The organism is Candidatus Binatia bacterium, assembly GCA_029243485.1.
Classification (GTDB): Bacteria; Desulfobacterota; Binatia; order UBA12015; family UBA12015; genus VGTG01.
On sequence record JAQWRY010000001.1, the window covers coordinates 238,064 to 258,021 of the forward strand.

The 19,958-nt window shown below is 65.3% G+C and carries 15 protein-coding genes and 1 pseudogene; 10 read left to right on the forward strand and 6 right to left on the reverse strand.

Annotated features, from left to right (window positions below):
* Window positions 1-27: 27 nt before the first annotated feature.
* Window positions 28-1,200, reverse strand: a complete 1,173-nt coding sequence (locus P8R42_01165) for an amidohydrolase family protein (GenBank protein ID MDG2303256.1) — start codon at window positions 1,198-1,200, stop codon at window positions 28-30.
* 183 nt (window positions 1,201-1,383) lie between these two features.
* Here P8R42_01165 and P8R42_01170 point away from each other — a divergent pair.
* The 4 genes and pseudogenes from P8R42_01170 (at window position 1,384) to P8R42_01185 (ending at window position 6,051) form a co-directional block, all read left to right on the forward strand.
* A pseudogene (locus P8R42_01170) lies at window positions 1,384-1,482 on the forward strand (hypothetical protein).
* Between the two features lie 182 nt (window positions 1,483-1,664).
* Window positions 1,665-2,312 carry a TolC family protein gene (locus P8R42_01175; GenBank protein ID MDG2303257.1) on the forward strand — a complete coding sequence of 216 codons (648 nt, stop codon included), beginning with the start codon at window positions 1,665-1,667 and terminating at the stop codon, window positions 2,310-2,312.
* A gap of 719 nt (window positions 2,313-3,031) precedes the next feature.
* A complete protein-coding gene (locus P8R42_01180) occupies window positions 3,032-4,792 on the forward strand; it encodes a radical SAM protein (GenBank protein ID MDG2303258.1) in 1,761 nt (586 codons plus the stop codon).
* 83 nt (window positions 4,793-4,875) lie between these two features.
* Entirely contained in the window at window positions 4,876-6,051 is a 1,176-nt protein-coding gene (locus P8R42_01185; protein MDG2303259.1) for a hypothetical protein, read from the forward strand.
* Window positions 6,052-6,180: 129 nt separating this feature from the next.
* Here P8R42_01185 and P8R42_01190 read toward each other — a convergent pair whose 3' ends face one another.
* A complete protein-coding gene (locus tag P8R42_01190) occupies window positions 6,181-7,500 on the reverse strand; it encodes a carotenoid oxygenase family protein (GenBank protein ID MDG2303260.1) in 1,320 nt (439 codons plus the stop codon).
* Entirely contained in the window at window positions 7,497-9,725 is a 2,229-nt protein-coding gene (locus tag P8R42_01195; protein ID MDG2303261.1) for a molybdopterin-dependent oxidoreductase, read from the reverse strand. The genes P8R42_01190 and P8R42_01195 overlap by 4 nt, the downstream gene beginning before the upstream one ends.
* A gap of 62 nt (window positions 9,726-9,787) precedes the next feature.
* Between P8R42_01195 and P8R42_01200 the strand changes: the two genes are divergently transcribed.
* Together P8R42_01200 and P8R42_01205 are read left to right on the forward strand one after the other, a co-directional pair.
* Entirely contained in the window at window positions 9,788-10,222 is a 435-nt protein-coding gene (locus P8R42_01200) for a nuclear transport factor 2 family protein (protein MDG2303262.1), read from the forward strand.
* A 120-nt stretch (window positions 10,223-10,342) separates the two neighbouring features.
* The gene (locus P8R42_01205) at window positions 10,343-10,606 is read left to right on the forward strand and encodes a hypothetical protein (GenBank protein MDG2303263.1); all 264 of its coding nucleotides are present in this window, start codon (window positions 10,343-10,345) and stop codon (window positions 10,604-10,606) included.
* A 354-nt stretch (window positions 10,607-10,960) separates the two neighbouring features.
* Here the strand turns inward: P8R42_01205 and P8R42_01210 are convergent, their stop codons facing one another.
* The gene (locus P8R42_01210; GenBank protein ID MDG2303264.1) at window positions 10,961-12,667 is read right to left on the reverse strand and encodes a class I adenylate-forming enzyme family protein; all 1,707 of its coding nucleotides are present in this window, start codon (window positions 12,665-12,667) and stop codon (window positions 10,961-10,963) included.
* Between the two features lie 39 nt (window positions 12,668-12,706).
* Entirely contained in the window at window positions 12,707-13,042 is a 336-nt protein-coding gene (locus tag P8R42_01215; GenBank protein MDG2303265.1) for a carboxylesterase family protein, read from the reverse strand.
* Between the two features lie 729 nt (window positions 13,043-13,771).
* Between P8R42_01215 and P8R42_01220 the strand changes: the two genes are divergently transcribed.
* Window positions 13,772-14,161 carry a hypothetical protein gene (locus P8R42_01220; GenBank protein MDG2303266.1) on the forward strand — a complete coding sequence of 130 codons (390 nt, stop codon included), beginning with the start codon at window positions 13,772-13,774 and terminating at the stop codon, window positions 14,159-14,161.
* Window positions 14,162-14,205: 44 nt separating this feature from the next.
* Here P8R42_01220 and P8R42_01225 read toward each other — a convergent pair whose 3' ends face one another.
* Complete coding sequence (locus tag P8R42_01225) at window positions 14,206-16,653, reverse strand: di-heme oxidoredictase family protein (GenBank protein MDG2303267.1); 2,448 nt, start codon at window positions 16,651-16,653, stop codon at window positions 14,206-14,208.
* 205 nt (window positions 16,654-16,858) lie between these two features.
* On the opposite strand from P8R42_01225, the gene P8R42_01230 reads away from it, so the two are divergent.
* The 3 genes from P8R42_01230 (at window position 16,859) to P8R42_01240 (ending at window position 19,919) form a co-directional block, all read left to right on the forward strand.
* On the forward strand, window positions 16,859-18,028 hold the full coding sequence (locus tag P8R42_01230; protein MDG2303268.1) for an ABC transporter substrate-binding protein: 1,170 nt from the start codon (window positions 16,859-16,861) through the stop codon (window positions 18,026-18,028).
* Between the two features lie 145 nt (window positions 18,029-18,173).
* Entirely contained in the window at window positions 18,174-19,439 is a 1,266-nt protein-coding gene (locus P8R42_01235; GenBank protein MDG2303269.1) for a DUF839 domain-containing protein, read from the forward strand.
* An 18-nt stretch (window positions 19,440-19,457) separates the two neighbouring features.
* Window positions 19,458-19,919 (forward strand): 2,4'-dihydroxyacetophenone dioxygenase family protein, encoded by a 462-nt coding sequence (locus P8R42_01240; GenBank protein MDG2303270.1) that lies wholly within the window; start codon window positions 19,458-19,460, stop codon window positions 19,917-19,919.
* Window positions 19,920-19,958 lie beyond the last annotated feature (39 nt).

The following is a 19,958-nucleotide window of genomic DNA, read 5'->3' on the forward strand; positions in this document are numbered from 1 at the left end:
GAGGGAAACCACCCGGCCGGCGCCCCTCTACTCGTTCAGACGGTAGGCCTCGATGACGTTCTCGCCGAGAAAACCGGGGCGTGCCGACGCCGGCAGCGAGTCCACGAGCCGCTCAACCTCGGGCACGTACTCGGGCGGATGGTCCGGATGCGGGAAGTCGGACGCCCAGAAGAAGCGATCCTCGCCGACCGTCGGAATGACGGCGGCGAGCGACTTCTCGTCCGGATCGCCCGCGATCCAACACTGCTTGCGGAAGTAGTGGCTCGGCAGCTCCGGCAGGAGATCGCGCACCGGCTTGCCCTGATAGGTTCCGTAGACGGTGTCCATCCGGTCGAGCCAGTAGCCGATCCAACCACCGCCCGTTTCGAGGACGATCACCTTCAGGTCGGGGAACTTGCCGAAGACGCCGTACTGGAACATCGACGTGAACGCGTGGCGGACGGCGTCGCCCGCCGTCACGTTGTGGAAGAAGCCGAACGCCGCGCTCGTGTAGTCGCCGAAACGTCCGGGCGCACACCACTTGGGCTCGAACACCGGGTGGATGCCCAGCGGAAGACCGAGCTCCTGGCAAGCCGCGAAAACGCGATCGTGCGCCGAGTCACCGAGCGGCTTCCGCGTGGTCGTGAACGGGGGCACCCAGATACCTTTGACGCCGTCCGCGGCCGCGCGGCGCAGTTCCTTCTCCGCCGCCTCGGGATCGCCCAGCGACAGCTGTGCGACCGGCACCAGGCGGCCACCGGAATCGGAACAGAAGTCGACGATCCAGCGGTTGTACGCAGTCAGGTTCGGCTGAATGATCGACTCGTCTTCCTGCTCGGCCACCCACAAGACGCCGAGGGTGGGATAGAGGATCGACTTCGCGATGTTCTCCATGTCGAGCCGCTCGACCCGCTCCTTCGGATCCATCGACCCGAGCGGTGCCATGTCGACGTAGGGCGAACCGGTCGACTCGCGCTCGTAGATGATGCCGCCGAGGCGATCCATCATCCCGAGACCCGCCGGGTAGCCCTTTCGGATGATCTTCGAGGAAACGCCGCCGCCGATGTCGAGGTACTCCAGCCCGGCGTCGTCCTTCTGGATCTTCATCGCGACGTCGCGGTGCCCCGGGTCGATGTACTTCTCCCAGATGTCGGGCGGCTCGAGAACGTGGCCGTCCGCGTCTACTGCACCATCGAACTTGAGCCTCGGGAGTGCCTTCATGCTCGGAACTTTCGAGAATAGGGGCGCCGCAAGCAACTTGCACCGGCCCACTCCGGAGCCTACTTTGGCGCCGGCGGTTTAGCCTGCATTCCCTGTCGCCCGCGCCGCACCAACGGCGGCCTCCGCGGACGCAGTTCGGCGGTTATATAGTAGCCCGCTTCGATAGGCTTCGAGTGGACGGGGATGTCCTACTCGGAGAAGAAGCTAGGCTCCGAGGCGATCCTCGTATTCGGCCGCGCCATCACGCTCGTCTTCCTCGTCCTCGCCGCGCAGCACGAGAGCTGGTACGCGCCGGTCTCCGTGATTCTCGTCGTTCCGCTCGCCCTGGTCGGGATCGTCCTCCTGATCGGCGGCATGACTTCCTCTACCGTGATGTCGCTGGTCTTCACACCAGTCTTCTTCGTCGTGATGCAGCGGATCAGTGATGGGTTCTCCCAAGGATGCGCCCAAGGAAAGCGATGTCGATGCTTGAGCTGCGCCCCACCCTCGCCCTCGTCGCTCTACTCACCGTCGGCACGGGCTGCATGGTCGGGCCGGAGTATCAGAAGCCTCCGGTTTCGGTCGCCGACGCATGGATCGACACGAACCCGGGCGAGTTCCCGACGTCGCCCGACGTCGACTACGCAAAATGGTGGCGCGCGTTCGACGACCCTGCCCTGAACGAGCTGAGCAACCGCGCGTGCGCGCAGAATCTGACGCTCGAGATTGCGGGACTCCGCGTCGTTCAGTCGATCGCCCAACGCGGAATCGCCATTGGACAGTCCTACCCCCAACAACAGGAAGCGAGCCTTTCGTACATGCGACAGACGCTCAGCGAGAACTCCGCGCCGTTCAGCCCCTTCATCGACCCTACGTTCAATCAGTGGACGCTCACGCCGCCGGGCGCCGCCTGGGAAATCGATCTCTGGGGCCGCATCCGCCGGGACATCGAATCCGCCGACGCGGACTTGATGGGGTCCCTGTTCAACTATCGGAACACGTTGGCCAGCCTTCTCGCAGAGGTCACGACGACCTACGTTCACCCGCGCACGCTCCAGGAGCAGTTCGAGGTCGCACGTCACAACGTCGGCCTCCAGAAGCGCAGCGTCGGCATCGCGGCGTCGGACGTCTAGGCGCGGCTGCAGCTCGTGGGCGACCTCGGCATCCGGACGCAGGACTTCAGCAACCTGTTTCAGGGAAACTCGTTCGCCGCCTTCAGTGGCCCCGGCCTCCAATGGCCGATCCTCAACTACGGCCGCATCGTCAGCAACGTCCGCGGTGAGGATGCCGGCTACCAGCAGCAGATCCGCCGCTACGAGGACACGGTCTTGCAGACCCAGCAGGAAGTCCGTGGCGCGATGGCCGGCCACCTCGGCGCGCAACGTCAGGTGGAGTTCCTCCGGGAACGCGCGAAGAGATGGCCGAGCGCGTCCACTGGGGCGACCTCCTCGACACCGACGAGGAGTACGACGACATCGACGCCGCCGACGAGAGCGAGCAGGAGTCGTTCCGCTGGTGGTGCCCCGAGGGGTAGGCGCCGAAGCGAAGACCTAGGCCGAAACCCAGCAGAAGCCGCCCCGCAAGAAAACTGCCCACCCGCAATACATTTTTCCGGCGCCCCCCACTTGCTCCCGCCGTCGATCCGGGTCAGATACTGACCGTACGCTCCGGTGCGATGCCGGCGAACAGAATGACCGCGGAGGTTGAAATGGGTGTGATGCGGAAAATCGAGGCGACGGCTTCAAAAACAGCGGGCGCTCTGTGGCCGGTGGTCCGACGAACCCTGGACCGGAAACCCCGAGAAGGCTTCCAGCCGGACTGGGCCCCTGGGAAGCTGCAGAAGGGCGCCGAGATGAATCGTCCCCAGCTCGGATGGCCGCGCGAGACCGACTCGCTGTGTCCCGGGTGCGTGAAGGAGGCCCGGGCCCGTATCCTGTCGGGGGACACCACCTGGAAGGTGCTTCTCGACGACACGCCCGGCGAGATCCGCGCCACCATCAAGGAACGCGACGGCCAGATCGTGATGGAGAAGACCTGCCCGAAGCACGGTGAGTTCGTCGACGTCATGGCGAGCGACCCCGCCTTCCTGGAGCGGATCGAGAGCCTGCACCCGGGCGGTGACTTCACCGCACCGATCACGCCGACCCGAAACCACGGCAAGTCGACCATCAAGTACGGCCGCGGCTCGGTCCTGGTCATCGACCTGACAAACCGCTGCAACATGATGTGCGACGCCTGCTTCATGGACGCGAACCAAGTCGGGTACGTCCACGAGCTCGACCTGGACGACGTGAAGCAGATCCTCGACGACGCGGCCGCCGTGAAACCCCGCCGGCAGATGTCAATCAACTTCTCCGGCGGCGAGCCGACGATCTCTCCGATCTTTCTCGATTCCGTGCGCTACGCCTGCGAGGTCGGATACTTCGCCGTGCAGTGCTCGACCAACGGCATCCGCTTCGCGCAAGAGCCCGAGTTCGCTTTCGCCGCGAAGGAAGCCGGACTGCGATTCGCGTACCTGCAGTTCGACGGCACCGACAACGAGAGCCACGAGCACCGACGGGTTTCGAATCTCTTCGAGGTGAAACAGAAGGCGATCGAGAACCTGCACGCAGCAGGTATCGACGTCGTCCTCGTCCCAACCATCCTAAAAGGCGTGAACGATCATCAGGTCGGAGACATCGTCAACTTCGCCATCCAGAACGCCGACAAGGTCACGGTCGTGTCCTTCCAGCCGGTTTCGTTCACCGGCCGCGACGAAGACATCGATGAAGAGACGCGCCGGGCGCGCCGCTACACCCTTGCCGACCTGGCGAACGATACGGCCACCCAAACCGGGATGACGGATCCAAACAAGGACTGGTTCCCGCTCTCGTCGCTCGGCCCCTTCTCGGACGTGGTCGACCTGCTCCTCGGCAAAGATGCACCGTGGGGCAGCCTCAAATGCGGGTGTCACCCCAACTGCGGCGTCGGCACCGGCTTCCTCGTGAACAAGAGAACGAAGCAGACCGTCCCGCTCTCGGACATCGTCGACATCGAGCAGATGATGCACGACATGCGATCCATCGCCGACAGCGCGCAGAGCGGCGCACTCACGAAGGCGCAGATCGGCCTCGCCCTCCTGCGCAACTTCAACGCCGAAAAGTCCCCCCTGCCCTTCACCGAAGTCATGCGCCACCTCATCAGCCACACCGGCGCCGACGACTTCGCGGGCGAGGACGACGACGCCTCCTTCGAGTGGCGAATCCTGTTCGTTGCTGGGATGTGGTTCCAGGATCTCTGGAACTACGATTTCCGGCGCACCGAGCGGTGCATCATCCCGCAAGGAACGCAGATGGGTGAGATCTCCTTCTGTGCCTACAACACCGGCGTCGGGTGGAGACAGATCGTCGAGGACATGCACCGCGTCGCCTCGACCAAGGAGTGGTTCGAGACCGTCGGGCGCCACAAGATCTGGGCCGGGCACAAACCGGTGGCCCTGCCCTCCGACATGATGGCGGCGGAGAGCGCGGACGGGTGTGGATCGGGCTGCGGCTGCGGGCCGACCGACTCGACGGACGCCACCAAGGAGGAGCCCGCGCCGGCCACCGTTACCGCTTCCGTCGGTGGCTCCTGACGAGCACAACGATGCGATCGGACAAACGACTGGCGGCAATTACCCACTGCCATTCCGTCCAGTCGAACAACCGGGCCAGTCCCATGGACGATCTCATCCGTGGCGCCGTCGAGCGCGTCACGGGGGAGTCCGCCCATGCCTTCGATTGGAGCGAATCGCTTACGACCGCCGAGGAGATCGCCGGCGAGCTCGAGGGCAAGGACGGCCGCCCCGGTGTCGACCTGATCTTCGTCACCGACCACGTGAACGAGACCGTGCGCGAGCTCGACCCGGGCCTGGTCGCGCTCGCAAGCTCGGAGCCCCGGGTGGCCCTGGGTGCCGAAGTTCAGACGGTTCTCGAGTCTCCGCTCGGAAGCGGAGAATACCTCGAAGCCCCCGAGGTCCTGATGTACGGGAGCCCGGAGAAGGTCCGCTCACCGGGCGGAACGCACTACGGCGTCTCGGCTGAGATCCTGGATGACATTCAGGCGACGTGCCGCCCCGGGGGCGCGCGACGCATCGAACTACACCGCGTGCTGGCGTACTGCCGCGAGAACAGAATCGCACACGCGATCTCCCACCCCCTCGATGGCCACTTCGTCGAATTGCCCCAGGTGCTCCGGGCGATCTCGTCGTGCCGATTCATCGAAGCCGTGAACGGAGGCTACGGCTCCGACAGCACCCGCCGCCTCCTGCGCTACATCGAGATCCACAACGCCGCGAGAGACCGTTCCGCGACACCGCAAGCGGGCGCGATCGTCGAGCCACCCAACGACGACGCAGCGGCCATCACCGAATGGCTCGCCCTGCGACTCCTCGCCGCGAACGAGCACGTGTCCGATGGCATCGTGCCGTGGGGCGGCAGTGACGCACACCTCGGCCGCTACGACCGCGTATGCATGATGTACCGACCGCCCGCGAGCGCGAGCACGCCGGGGATCCCCGAGATGGTCCGCGACATGATCGAAACACCCGCGCATGAACTGCTCGCGGATCGCGTGTTCGAGATCGAAGGCCGCGGCAACAGTCTGGCTTCCGTGTTCGGCGAGGTGATGCAACTCATCGTCATCAACGCGCGCCGGAACGCGAAGACGTTCAGCGGAGTGCGGCGCTTCACGAGACTCCTCGCCCTCGCGCCGTATATCGCGGTCGAGGAGATCTTGCGCGGCCGCCGGGCCCAGACCCGACTCGGAACACTCCTCGACACCGTCCTCGACGGGTCCGCCGAAGCCCTGCAGACGAAAGAAGCCGTCGCCCGCACCAAACAAGCCGCCGCCTGATTCCGCAGCGGCGATTGCCTGACCCGCAACTCGGCCGGTCCGCCGCCGAAGCGCGGGCTCGTGCGTCGGATCGGGGCGCGGGAGGAAAACACGTGTCCGCCAACGAGCAACCAGCGAAGGCCCTTTGAGTCAGGTGTTCGGGATCCAGTTGCCGTGCGAGCCGTATGGGACGCGCTGCGGTATTCGCACGCGCGCCACCGGCGGGCCCTCGAAGTTCCGGCCGTCGATGATCTGGAGGTAGGAAACGTCGGTCCCCTCGTCATGCACGAGCGCGAGGATCCAGCCCTCGTCCTCGGCCGCATCCGGTGACGCCGGCACGAAGACGGGCTCTCCCCCGCGAACCGTCGCCCCCAGGTCGTGCTTCACGACGGCACCACTCTCGAGATCGTAGCGCAGCAGCGAATGCGCGAAGGTCGGGCAATCCGCCTCCTCGTACTCGGCCGCGTAGCCGAAGCGGGCGCGCTCCCCGACGAGCCGATCATCCACTCGGGGAAAGTCGCAGAACAGATCGTCGCGCTGCTCCTCTTTCACCCCCCCGGCAACGGTGTCGATGGTCCAGCGCCAGAGATTCGCCTGCTGATCGAGATCTCCGAGACCGCCGCTCATGAGCGAGGGCTGGCGACAAACGTCGAGGATGATCTTTCCGTCGTCGGTCTCGTACGAGTTCATCGGATGGAAGACCGTGCACGGCTCAATGTCGTGCCACTGAACGTCGGCATTGCCTCCGGTACGCGGCATCACGCCGAGCCGAGCCCCACACTCCGGCTTGAACTGAAACCCCGCTTCCAGCGAGAACACGATCGGGAGGTCCATGAACACGACGTGGTTTCGCGTGATGTTCAGGTCGTGGATCATCACGGGCCTCGGGAGGTCGATCTCCTCCGATTGCACGAGCGCCCCGCTCGCATCCGCGCGATGGTAGCGCAGGTAGGGTGGGCCCATGACGTCGTAGCCGAAGAAGAGCATCTCGCCCGTCCTCGGACAGAACTTCACGTGGGGCGTCATCGGCCCCTTCACCTTGCCGTCGTAGTCGAAGCATCCGATCGTCTCGAGGTCGGCGCTCATCTCCCACGCGGAGTGGAACTCCTCGAGCGCGAAGAAGCGTCCACCGTGACGGACGATGTTGGTGTTCGCCGGCGACGCGGTCGGGTCCATCACCGCCTCGGCAATGTGCATGTCCTTCTCAAAGTACGGCGTCCGCACGTACCGATTGCGAAATGAGAGGGCTCGGCCACCACCGAGCTGGATGCGGTTCACCATCCCATGACCGAAAAACCAGGTCGTCGAGTACCCCGACCGGGGATTCATCCCGTTGCGGTAGTAGCTGCCCTCGAGCGCCGCAGGGATCTCGCCCTCGACGGTCAGATCCGTCACGTCGATCTCGTCCTGGACCGGAGCCCAGTTTCCCTGGAGGTGCCAGGGGAGTGGCTTCGCGCCTGCCTGCGTCATGGTTCGTTCTCCGTACCTTGGCCCGGTTCGGGTGTCGCCGGGCGAACGTTCACTGGGATCGTGCTCATTCGCGGGATGCCGCTGTAGCGATCGAAGTCACGGTCCGTGCTCGAGAGCCGACTCGTGTTGCCTCCGTGAACCCGCACGTCGTCGTCCTCGCCGGGAACGCCTCCCCAACAATGCGGCATCGATACGAGTCCGCGCCGCAGATCCGGCGCCGCCTCGACGACCCCCTGAATCGTTGCAGCCGCGGACGAGATCTCCACGATCGAGCCCGACGTGACTCCGAGCCTCTCGAGATCATCGGGATGCATGAACGCCGGGTTCGAAGGATGTTTGCGACGCAGCGGCTCGTGGAGGTGCCACGAGGAGTTGTGCACATGCGGCAGCCGTCGGCTGATCAGGCGAAACGCGAACTCGGAATCTTCCGGCGAAGCGATCGGCTCGCCCCCGACTTCGTGCAACTCCGCGATCATCGGCGCGCTCCCGACATCGAGCCGCCCCGCCCAGCCGGCATCCTTGGCATCGACCGTCTTGTCGCGGGCGAACACGTGCCCCTCGGTGCACGGCTTCACCTCGGCCAGTGGAACCGGGGACCCACGTAGTAACATCTCCCACAACTCTTCGGAGGTCGGCGGCTCGTCGCCGTCGAGTGTGACCGCGTGCTCTTCCTGGAGCGTCGGATCGAGGTGGGTGATCGGCTTGACCCGCAGGGCGTGTCCGAGCCGGCGCGCGAGGCCGTGGAACAGCGTCCAATCATCGATTACGTCGGATCCCGCCGGCGGGTCCACGAGTTTCGGGGCCCAGTGACCGTAGGGCATCGAGTAGCCCCACCCGACGTAACCGCCGAGAAGCTCCGACAGTGCGGAGCAGCCGGCGGTCTCGAAGGATAGCGTCGGTGCGATCACGTAGTCCGAGACCCGCGCCGTGGCCGAGAGCACGGGATCGATGCTGACCAGGAGATCCAGCCGACCGAGCGCATCGTGGGTCTTCTTCTGGTCCGGCCACGCTACCAGCGGATTGCCCCCGAGGTTGAGGAGCGCCCGGACCTGCCCCTCCCCCTCGAGGAGTATCTCATCAGCCGCAGCCGCAGTCGGCAGTCCCGCTGCCGTGTTGCCGAGGCCTCGGACGCGTAACTTCTCCCCGAACCCCCACGCCGGCGACGGCTCCACCGCCTGCGCCTTGCGCGGAGGCCAATTGATCAGCACCCCGGGGTTCGCCACCGCGTCGCCCTCGCGCAACCAGTGACCGCACACCGTCATCAACGCCTTCGTCAAATACTCGGTCAGATTGCCGCGCCCCGACATGTTCGGCCCGGTTCCCACAACCGCGACACCACGGCGGCCCGCAGCGTAGATCCGAGCGGCACGTTCGAGTTGCGAAGCGGGCACATCGGCTCGACGCTCGACGTATTGCGGCGTGAAGGCCTCGACGATCTCGCGCAAATTCTCCTGGCCGCGAACGTTGGCCGAGAGAAACTCGTCGTCCTGCAGACCTTCGCTGAAGATGACGCGGAGAAGACCGGCGAGCACCGTCGGATCTTCGCCCGGGCGCGCCTGGAGGTGCACGTCGGCCCGTCGCGCGAACTCCGTGCGCCGCGGATCGATCACGACGAGGCCGAGCCCCCGCTCGCGCGCAAGGCGAAAGGCACGTCCGGGATTCACCGGACCGAGCATGGAGTGAAGTGGGTTCGTCCCGGTCGCGAGCCAGACGTCGGACTGCTCCAAGCTGGGTGCGCCCGCGAGCCACGTTCCGTGGAGCGCCGTCGAGATCGCTTTGCCCGGCTGATCGATCGTCACGCTCGTGAACACCATCGGCGACTCGATGGCGTCCATGAACGCGAGCGCCGTCTGCGCCGTGAGCAAGTTGTTGTACCCGTGCGTGCCGATGTAGATCGCGACGCTCCGCGGCCCGTGCTCGTCCAAGATCACGCGTAGTCGATCCCCGATCGCGTCCATGGCCTCGCCGCTGGCGAGCGGCCGATGCGAGCCGTCGGGGCCACGGGCCAGCGACCGCAGAAGCCGGTGCGGGCTCGTGTGGAACGCCGGCAACTCGCGCCCCTTCGTACACGTAAAGCCGTGGTACGCCTCGTTGTCGGGGATCCCGCGCAAACCGCGGACTCGACCGTCCACGACCTCGACGTGCGCGGCACACTGCGCGTGACAAAAGCGGCAGAGCGACCCTGCGATCGTCGCGGAGGCGTCCGGAGGGGAGCCCTGCACCATAGTGAACTCTCACTACTCCGTCGAGGCCCGCGGCTCAACAGGAATCATGCTAACCGAAGGGCATGAGCATCGAGACAGGGGTCATCTATCCTGAGCGTTTTGAGGGCACCGACCGCACCGAGGCCGAAGAGCGCAACATCGCGATCGTGAAGGAGGTTTTCGAGGCCTACTCCCGGACCGACTTCGCCTTCCTCAACACCAAGACCATCCCCGACGCGGAGGTCGGAGTGGCCTGGCTCACGCCCGAGCGGATTCGCGCCCACACCGACGATCTCAACTTCGTGGCCAAGACGTTCACGAACGGCATGCGGTTCGAGATCCAGAACGTCGTCGTCGACGGCAACAAGATCTGCGTCCAATGGCACGACGAGGCGGAAACCGCCCACGGGAAGATCTACACCAACGACGGGCTGTCAATCTTTGTATTCGAGGACGACGGTCGGGTCCGAAGCTACCTCGAATACGTCGACTTAGACCGCGTCTTCGCCGCGATTTGAGCTACTAGGGCGGGCCTCCCGCGGCCTGCAGCCCAAGGCCGCATGCATGCACGGCACCCTTGATAGCCAAAGCCTCTAATGGCCTCAGCCATCGCTGCGTTGAACGCGGAACACCCCTGGATGTGCGCCTTGAAGAACTCGATCTTTCACTGCACTGCGAGCCTGACCGTAGCGCTCACGGTCGTCGCGGCTCCGTCCGCCTTCGCGGGCGGCGGCGACATCAACTGGGAGGAGCAGTTCAACCTCTCGGGCGGCACCGATGAGCTCACGAACATAGATCGGCGCGGACAGAAGATCCTGGTCGGCGTCGGCCCCTCGATCCCGGGTGGCATGAACGACACTTGGATCGTCCGGGCGTACGACGCCAAGACGAGCGCACTCTAATGGGAGGACAGCCCCGCCGGCGAGACCGACGTCCCCCGGGGTGCGACGCACTTATTCCTACAGGATTAGACTCTCGTCGTCGGAGACATTGCCGAAGACGTCGGAGGCGACACGGATCGGCGGCTGCGCCGCTACAAAACGAAGAACGCCAGCCTGCCCTGGGAAGACCAGTACGACAGCGACTTCGGCTACGACGAGATCACGCAGCTCATCGCGAAGGGGAACAACGTCTTCACGCTCGTCGAAGTCGACAAGGCCGGTCCCGACCAGGACTGGCTCGTCACGAACTACGACCGGCAGTAGCGACCGAGAGGGAGCGAGGGGCGCGCACGGCGCGCCCCTCGCCCGCTCGGATCAGACGGCGTCGGCGGAGTCGAGGGTCTTGCGCAGCTCCGGCTTCATGAACTTGCCGCTCGCGTTGCGCGGCAGCGACGTGTCGAGGAACCAAATGTAGCGCGGCACCTTGAACGCCGCGATCCGCTCCTTAACGAAAGCGCGCAGAGCATCCGCCTCGATCGAAGCACCCTCCGCGAGAACGACGGCGGCACCGACCTCCTCACCCAGGCGGTCATCGGCCACGCCGATCACCGCGCATTCCGCGACCGCGTCATGCTCGAAGATCGCCGCTTCAACCTCGGCGCAGTACACATTCTCACCGCCGCGCAGCAGCATGTCCTTCGCGCGGTCGACGATGGCCACGAACCCGTCCTCATCGATCTTTGCGATGTCGCCGGTGTGGAGCCAACCGTTCGTGATGCTCTCCGCGGTCGCCTCGGGACGGTTCAGGTAGCCGCGGATCACCTGGGCGCCGCGGACGCAGAGTTCACCCACCCCACCGTCGGTCACGGGCCTGCCGTCGGCCCCTTCGATCAGGGTCTCGAAGACCGGAAGGATCGGTCCCGCCGTTTCCGGCTTGTCGAGGAAGAAATCGGCGGAGTTCATCGTGATCACGCCACACGCCTCCGTCATGCCGTAGCCCGTGCCGGGGCGGGCGCTCGAGACCTTGGCTTCGATCTTCTCGACGAGGTCGGGCTGGATGGCCGCGCCACCGCCGCCGAGCGACTTCAGAGACGACGTGTCGGTCGTGATAAAGTTCTCGTGGGCGATCAGCTCGCGAGACATCACGGGCACGCCGGAGATTGTCGTGACACGCTCCTTCTCGATGAGTTCGAGCGCCCGGCCTGCTTCCCACTTGTACATCAGAATGAGCTTGCCACCTGTAAGCGAGGCGCCATGCATCACGCAGTTGCAGGCGGTCACGTGGAACAGCGGCGTCACGACGAGGAAGCACGGCGGGTACGACGTGGCGTCGGCCGTCGGTTCGGCCTTCCTCCCGGCGGCGGCAAGCGCCGCGGGCGACGCCGAGTTCCAGAATGCCATGCTCATGATGTTGTTCGTGCAACCGCGATGCGTGAGCTGCGCGCCCTTCGGGCGCCCGGTCGTACCGGAGGTGTAGAAGATGCACGCATCCGAGTCCGGCTCGATCTCGACGTCGGGCAGCGTGCCGCCACCGGCCACCAACTCGGACCACGGAACAGAACCCGCCGGCGCCTCAGCTTCCATCCGGACCGCGACGATCTGGAACTCCCCGACCTGATCCCGAACGGACTCGAGCCGCTCGAGCCGCTCTTTGTCCGCGATGAGAAGCGTCGGCTTCGCGTCGTCGAGTGCGTATGCCATCTCGGGCCCGGTCCACCACGCGTTCATCCCCACCACGCTCGCGCCGACGGAGATCGCGGCCCAGTAGGCGAGCACCCACTCGGGGTAGTTCCGCATCGCAATCGCGATGCGATCCCCGGGCTTCACGCCGAAGCGATCCACCAGGTTGCGAGCAGCTGCGGCCACGAGCTGATGCGCCTCACCGTAGCTGAGGCGCTCCTCCTGGTAGACCAGGTAATCGGCGTCGCCGTGACCGGCGGTGCCGAGCCAAACCTGCCGCATGTCGGCCGGAGCGTTCTTGTAAGTGCGCAGATGCAGTCCGTCGATCTCGACCGTCGTGATCTCGAACGGGCCGCCCTCGCCGGTCAGCTGGGCCGTAACTTCGCGAAGTTCTTTGTACATGTGATTCCTCCGGATGGATGTGGAATGGCTCGGAATTGCCTAGCGAGCCGGGAGCGCCTCATCAAAGGCCGACACCGGCGCCTCCGGGAGAAGCCGCGGCCGGGTTACGAGGTCTCGCCAGAACCCGCAGCCATGGCCTCGATTATCGGTGGCGGAGCGGACCTCCTCGCCGAGGAAGATGCGCCCTTCCGCGGCGCCGAAACGTCGCCACTCGGGCGCACCGTCGCCGTTCGGGTCGCCGGTAGCCGCAAAGCGCGTCCAGTATCCGACCATCGTGTCCGAGAGCTCTTGCTCGACGTCGGCAAAGGGCATCGCCCCAACCGGCACCCCGAAGACATAGCGAATCTCTGCTGAGTGGTACGCCCCGAGCTCGATGTCGGTATTCAGCGGAACCTGGAAAGCCGGCGTATTTGGTGCCCCAAGGCGCGCCGTCTCGATCGATGGACATCAGAAAGCCGCATCCCCGAACGCCACGACGAGGGCCATCACCAGGAACAGGGCCGACAGAGTCCGGAGAGAGTTCGTAGGAGTGGATTTCCCCATTGGGTCCGCACCCATGATCGCATCCCGGGCAGGAATGGCACACTTCGACACACTTCGGGCCACCCGTGGCGCACTTCAGTGACACACTCCGGCGGGTCCGCGGGAAATCGCGAGGAAACCGGGGTGAACACTGCTGGCACGCCGAGTGCAGTAGTAGCTTCTCATCCCCCAAGACACCCCCTCGGGGCCCTGCCGGTATCCCCCTCCCGCCGGCAGGGCCCCACCCCTCCACCCCGGAAATCGAACGACGGATCGCGCGACAAACGCTCGGTCCGTTTTCTGCGTCTGGCACGCCAACTCGGCAGCCTCCCAACTCCGCCGGCCCTCTGCCCAGACGAGGGATGATGTGCACGATCGGGGCACGGGAGTCGCTGTCGGCCGAAAGCAACAGAAGCCGCCGTGCCCGCCGGAGATCAAGACGAGGCTCCCCCGACGAGGCGCAACAAGAGTGACGATTAAAGAAGACGCCGAGATTAAAGAACGTCTCTACTTCGGAAGCCGGACCGACTACGATCCCCGCCGTTTTCTGCAGGGCTTGGCCATGCGATAGGTGCCGAGCAGATGTCTTCGAACGTGGAGCGGCCCGGCTGGATGACCGGCATGGCGACCCTCTGCGCGGTCGCCGTCGTCGTACTCCTCGTGCGTGACCTGTTCATCCCGAGCACACGCGACGTGGAGATCTGGTTCGGGTTCGAAATTCACGGAGGCTGGGCGCGCGCGACCGCTCCGATCCACTGGGCGATCTTCGCATTCGGCGCGTGGGGCTTCTGGACCTCGCGACCCTGGATCGTTCCACTCGCCGCGTACTACACCTTCTACGGCGCGTTCAGCCACATCGTGTGGAGTGAAGTCAGCCCACACGGGAACGGAATCGCAATCGGACTAATCCAGGCTGCAGCCATCTCGGCGTTCGGCATTTTGCTGCTGCGCCAGGGGCGCTCGCTGCGCTGACCGCGCGCGCCGGCAACGGCCGAACCGATTAGAGCACTCGCCGGTCAGAGCGCCGCGAGGAACGCCAACAGCGCATCGCGCTCGCCGCGCGGGAGCGCGAGGAACCGGTCGCGAGCCGCCGTGGCCTCCCCTTCGTGCAGCCCGATCGCCTTTTCTATCGTATCTGCGCGACCGTCGTGCAGGTACGGGCCGCTCTGCGCGACGCCCCACAGTGGAGTCGTTCGGAACTCCGTCGGTCCGGCGCGACCGGCCTCGACGCCGTCTCCGAGCGACGGTCCCATGTCATGCAGGAGGAGGTCCGAGTACAGACGGACGTCCGTCTCGCCCAGTCCGTTCTCTCCCGCGGGGAGGGACTCCACGTGGCACGAGCCACAGCCACTAGCCCCGAACGCCTCGGCGCCCGCAGTGACCGGAGTCGGGCCTGCCTCGGGCGGCGGCAGCAGCCGCAGGAAGTCGAAGAGCAGCTCGACCCGGGTCCCATCATCCTCGGGGTCGGACGTCGGATCGCAAGGCGAGATCTCGCCTTGGGGGAGCTCTTCGGCAGGCCGTCGCGGATTGGTGATGCCCATCTCCTCGACGAGAGCCTTCTCGATGAAGGTACGCAGGTCGGCCTGCTCGGCCTTCCAACCGAACCGTCCCAACTTGTCACCCACCTGGTTCGCGCGGCCGGAAACTCCGTCGCCGTCCGAATCGTCCGGGTCGGCGTTGGCCAGAATCGCGTCGGCCGGGATCGTGTCGACCAGCCCGACGCCGTAGAGCGGAGGCGTCTGGCGACGCCGAGGGACGGCGTTCTTCGGGGTGGCTTCATGCTGCAGCGAGCAGTCCTTGGTTCGAATCACCTGCGCCTGCAGCAGCGGCCCACCCACCTCGTGCATGGGATCGAACCGCCCTGCGTCGTCGCGCCCGAACAGAGTCACCGTACGGTCACTGGATCCACCCGCCGTCGGGTGGCTGTGGCACTCCCCGCAGCTCGCACCGTTGAAGGCAGGGCCCAAGCCCGTGCTCGGAGTCTCGACGCGGGTGAAGGTGTGGATGCCCCGGAGATACCGTTCCCGGGCAGCCCCCTCGAGCCCGACCGGCACCGGCACGTCGCACGTCGTCGGCCCGCTCTGCTGTGGATCCTGAACCGCCGGACAGCGATCGCACACGTCGCCCACACCATCGAGATCACCGTCGAGTTGATCGGCGTTCGCGACCTTCGGGCAATTGTCCGGAGCACACATCCCGCCCTCGGTGCCGAATCCGTCCCCATCGACGTCGTTGCACGGGTCGCAGGCATCACCGATGCCGTCGCGATCTCGATCGCGCTGCGCGGGGTCGAAACTCAGAGGACAGAGATCACAGGCATCGCCGAACCCGTCGTCGTCAGCATCGGCCTGATCGACGTTCGGAACCTCGATGCAGTTGTCCGTCGCGCAGGTGTTCGCCTTGAACCCCGGATCACCAAATCCATCCGCATCCAGATCGGTGCACGGGTCGGACACGTTCGCGACTAGGTCGCCGTCGAAATCCGTCGAGACCTCATGCAAGTGCAGGATGTTGTTCACCGGCTCCGTGCCGTTGTAGTCGCGGAGATTCGCGGGCTTGCAGTGATGCGCCACGACATGGCGCGCCTGGTTTCCGGACGAGCCGTGGAAGCGGAAGCAGTACTTCCCACTAATAGAGCCGCCGACGACCTCGTTCTCGCGGGGAAGCCTTACCCAGCCGGGGTCCTGCGCGTACCCGCGGCTCGTGTAGCCGTCGAACACGAAGCCCGATCCCTCGAGAATGTTGTGCGCGAAAAGGTTCCCGGACGACTCGCCGCGAACGTGCACAATCGATCCACGAATCGTGTTCCGCGCGTAATACGCACCGCTCGTATGCTTGTGATAGATCGCGGACGTCCCAGCGGATTCGATGAGATTGTCGGTAATCTCACAGTCCACGCACCACAGGACGTAGATGCCTTCCTGTCCCGTCTTGATGATCTTGTTGTGCTGTACTTTCGCGCGAACCGTCCCGTCGCCGAGGTGGATGCCGTCCTGCTCATTCGCGCCCGCGTGATTGCCGCGAATCAGATGATCCGACGCCATCCCGCTCTCGGTTCCGCCGGCGAGCTCGATTCCGATCGTGTTTCCTTCGACGATGTTGTCGATGATCTGGTTTCGATCACCACCCCGCAGGCGGATACCGCGCTTGAAGGCGGTCACGTGACAGTTCTTCACCACGGCGTCGTTCACCTTGTCGAGGCGAATACCGTACGTGGATTTCGTCGTGCCGAGGCCCTCGATCGAGTGACCGTTGCAGTCAAGCTCGGCGTGCGGCGTCATCCGCAAGCCGACGCGTTCACAGCCCACGAGATCTTCGGAGAGAACGACCTTCCCGATCACGTTGTCGCCGCACTTGCACGGATCCTCGGCGTCGCACTTGCCGGCTTCCGCCGACGCGGCCAGCAAGAGAACCAGGCAGAGCCCCTGGAGCCCGAGCAGGCACCACGTCTTCATCGTTTCCATTCCAATAGCTCCTCGCAAACCTGGCTGTGCGGCGAAACGGGGAAGAAGAAACGGGGTGGGTGGGGCCGCCACTACGACTGTGACAAAGCGAATATCCACTCCGCCCACCCCTGGACAAGAGAGAAACTTCTCGGTGCCCCTGGCTGGACGCAGGCCCACGGATGCCGCTAGGACGAAGAAAACCCGAGAAAGGCCGAGAGGAATCATGGAAGATCTGAGCTTCACACTGCGCACCCGCAATGAGCCCGCACAGGCGCTGGGCTTGACCGAAACCGCCTTTGATCCGATCCGCGTCGGCTTCCTGGGCGACCTCGAGATGGACGTGAAGCGCATCGAGAAGATCTTCGCCGAGCCGGTCCTCCTGGCGTTCGAGGAAGAGATCGCGAGCGGGCGCCTGAACCGTCCGGTCGAGCTGATCGTCGAGCCGGCGTTCGCCCTCCCCCATCACGATTGGCAGGTCGCCGCACGCGCCCTCGAGCGCTTGAAGGAGCGCGGCTGCGTCGCCGTCGTGGGGCCCCTCATCTCCGACAACGCCCGCACTCTGCGGGCGACCGTCGAACGGCTGGAGCTCCCCTGCATCACCTGGTCGGGAACGTCCGACTGGTTCGGCGAGTACTGCTTCCGGCTCGGGAACGGCGGCTGCACCGAGGAGGGCCAGCTCATGGGGTCCTGGTTGAAGCACCAGGGCATCGAAACGGTCGGGATTTTGAACGAGCTCTCGCCCAATGGCCGCGAGTACTTCGAGTCGTTTCGTTGGGCGTGCCACCAGTTCGACCTGCGCATCGTCGGGGTCGAGATGATCACGCAGACGCCGACCGATCTCGAGAAGAGACTCGGACGGCTGAAGGACTCCGGCGCGCAAGGCCTCGCGTACATGGGCTTCGGCTGGCCGACGACGCTCATGCGGCCGATGTTCGAGCGACTCCAGTGGGATCCGCCACGGATCATGACCACCGCGTTTCAGTTCTGCTACCGCTCGAAGGAATGGATGCAGGCCCTCAAGGGCTGGGTCGGCCTCGACCAGGTCTGCGAAGAGAACCCGCTGTACCCGAAGTTCCTCGACAACTTCGAAGCGCACTTCGGCTGGCGCCCGCCGAACCCCAACACCGTTCCGGTGCTCTCGTACGACTGCGGCCGCGTCATCGCCGAAGGGATCTTCCGCGCCGACACCCTGAGCGGCCCGGGCATGAAGCGCGGGATCGAGCGCATGCGCTTTGCGCCGAGCTACACCGGCGGCCCGCGCACGCACATCGCGGCGGGCCCCTACGATCACCAGATGTTCAAGGGGGATTGGCTCCTCTATCGCTCGATCGAGGAACGGGCCGATGGAGACGTTCAGACCAAATTCGAAGGTTACTTCGAGCCCAACGTCTGACGCCCAGCCGCCCCCCAACGAAGCGCACAGCAGACCGCGACCAAAGCATCTCGAATCGGTTGACCACTTCGCTCAGGACGCCTACTTCTGGGGGCCCGATCTACGAGCGCGGAGCCAGCGCCCGACTGTTCAAGAAGAGGCCGTCATGAACCCACGCCGTCCCCGCCCCACCTCAAGCTTCGATCCGCTACGCACGCGCCGCGCCCTCCTTCGCGAGGGCGTCTATGGTGCCGGCCTCCTCGCTGTCGGCTCCTTCCTCAGCGCCTGTGGCGACACGACGGTCGCAGGCAGCCAGCCGCGACAAAGCAACATTCCCAACGTCGGCCCACTCGGCGCGCCTGACGAGAACGGCATCCGTCTCCCGAACGGCTTCCGGTCCCGCATCCTGGCGGCCTCCGGTGAGCCCGTCCCGGGGAGCGGGGGGTACCTCTGGCACGGTGCGCCCGACGGCGCCGCAACCTTCCTGCAGCGGGACGGCGGCTGGATCTACACCGTCAACAGCGAGATCCCGAACGGCGACGGCGGTGCGAGCGCAATCCGCTTCGATTCCGACGGCAACGTGGTCGACGCGTACCGGATTCTGTCCGGCACGAATTTCAACTGTGCCGGGGGCCCGACGCCGTGGGGAACGTGGCTCTCGTGCGAAGAAGACTTCTCCGGCCACGGCGCCGTCTTCGAATGTGACCCGACCGGCGCAACCGAGGCGGTGCGGCAGGCCGCGATGGGCCTGTTCGTGCACGAGGCGGTCACCGTCGACGACTTGCGTGGGCAGCTCTACATGACCGAAGACATGCCGGACGGCGGCTTCTATCGCTTCACGCCGAGCAGCTATCCCAACCTGGGTAGTGGCACGCTCGAGATCGCGCGGGTCGCCGACCTCGACGCCGTCCACGCGGGTGGCGTCAGTTCCGTCGCGTGGCTCACTGTGCCCGACCCGCTCGCGACGGACGAGTTCACGCGGTACCAGGTCGAGGGGAGCACCGGATTCCTCGGCGGCGAAGGCATCTGGGAACGCAACGGACACGCCTTCTTTGCAACCAAGTTCGACAATCGCGTCTACCACTACGACATCGAAGCCCAGACGATCTGCACGCTCTATTCCGCAGCGGACGACGGCGGTGTTCTCACCGGCGCCGACAACGTCACGATCGCCGACCTGGGTGGTGAGGTTCTCGTCGCCGAAGATGGCGGCGACATGCAGATCATCGCACTGGTCCCGGGCGCGGACGAGTGCGATCTGAATTCCATCGTCCCCCTCTTGCAGGTCGTGGGCCAGGACGACTCCGAGGTCACCGCCCCGGTCTTCGACCCCTCCGGCACTCGCCTGTATTTCGGGTCGCAACGAGGGTTCGGCGGAGACTTCTTCGCAAGCGGCATCACGTACGAGGTGAGCGGACCATTTCTCGTGTGAGGAGAGGCGGAGCATCAAATGAGCGAAGAACTCACTGCGGCCATCCACCTCGGCGACGATGACATCCCCTGGGTCGATCTCCCGGACGGCTCGGGCCTGAAGCTGGTCTACGCCAAGATCAAAGAAGGTCTCTGGATCATCCGGAACAGGTTCAAACCGGGCTTCGGGGTCGGCACGCACAAGCACACCGGCCCGGTCTTCGGCTACACCTCTACGGGGGCGTGGAAATACGAAGAGTACGAATACGTGAACCGCGCCGGGTCCTTTCTCTACGAACCGGCCGGCTCGGTACACACTCTGATCACTCTTCCGGAGAACACCGAGGACACCGACGTCTGGTTCCAGATCTACGGGGCCAACCTCAATCTGAATCCGGATGGGAGCATCGAATCCGTCGTCGATGCGCAACTCATCTCGGACGCCTACTTCGCGTTGTGCGAGATGCAGGGCCTCCCCCGCCCCAACGTCGTTACCGACTGAACTCCTCCGCCTGCCTGGGCGGCGCGCCTTGAAGAACGG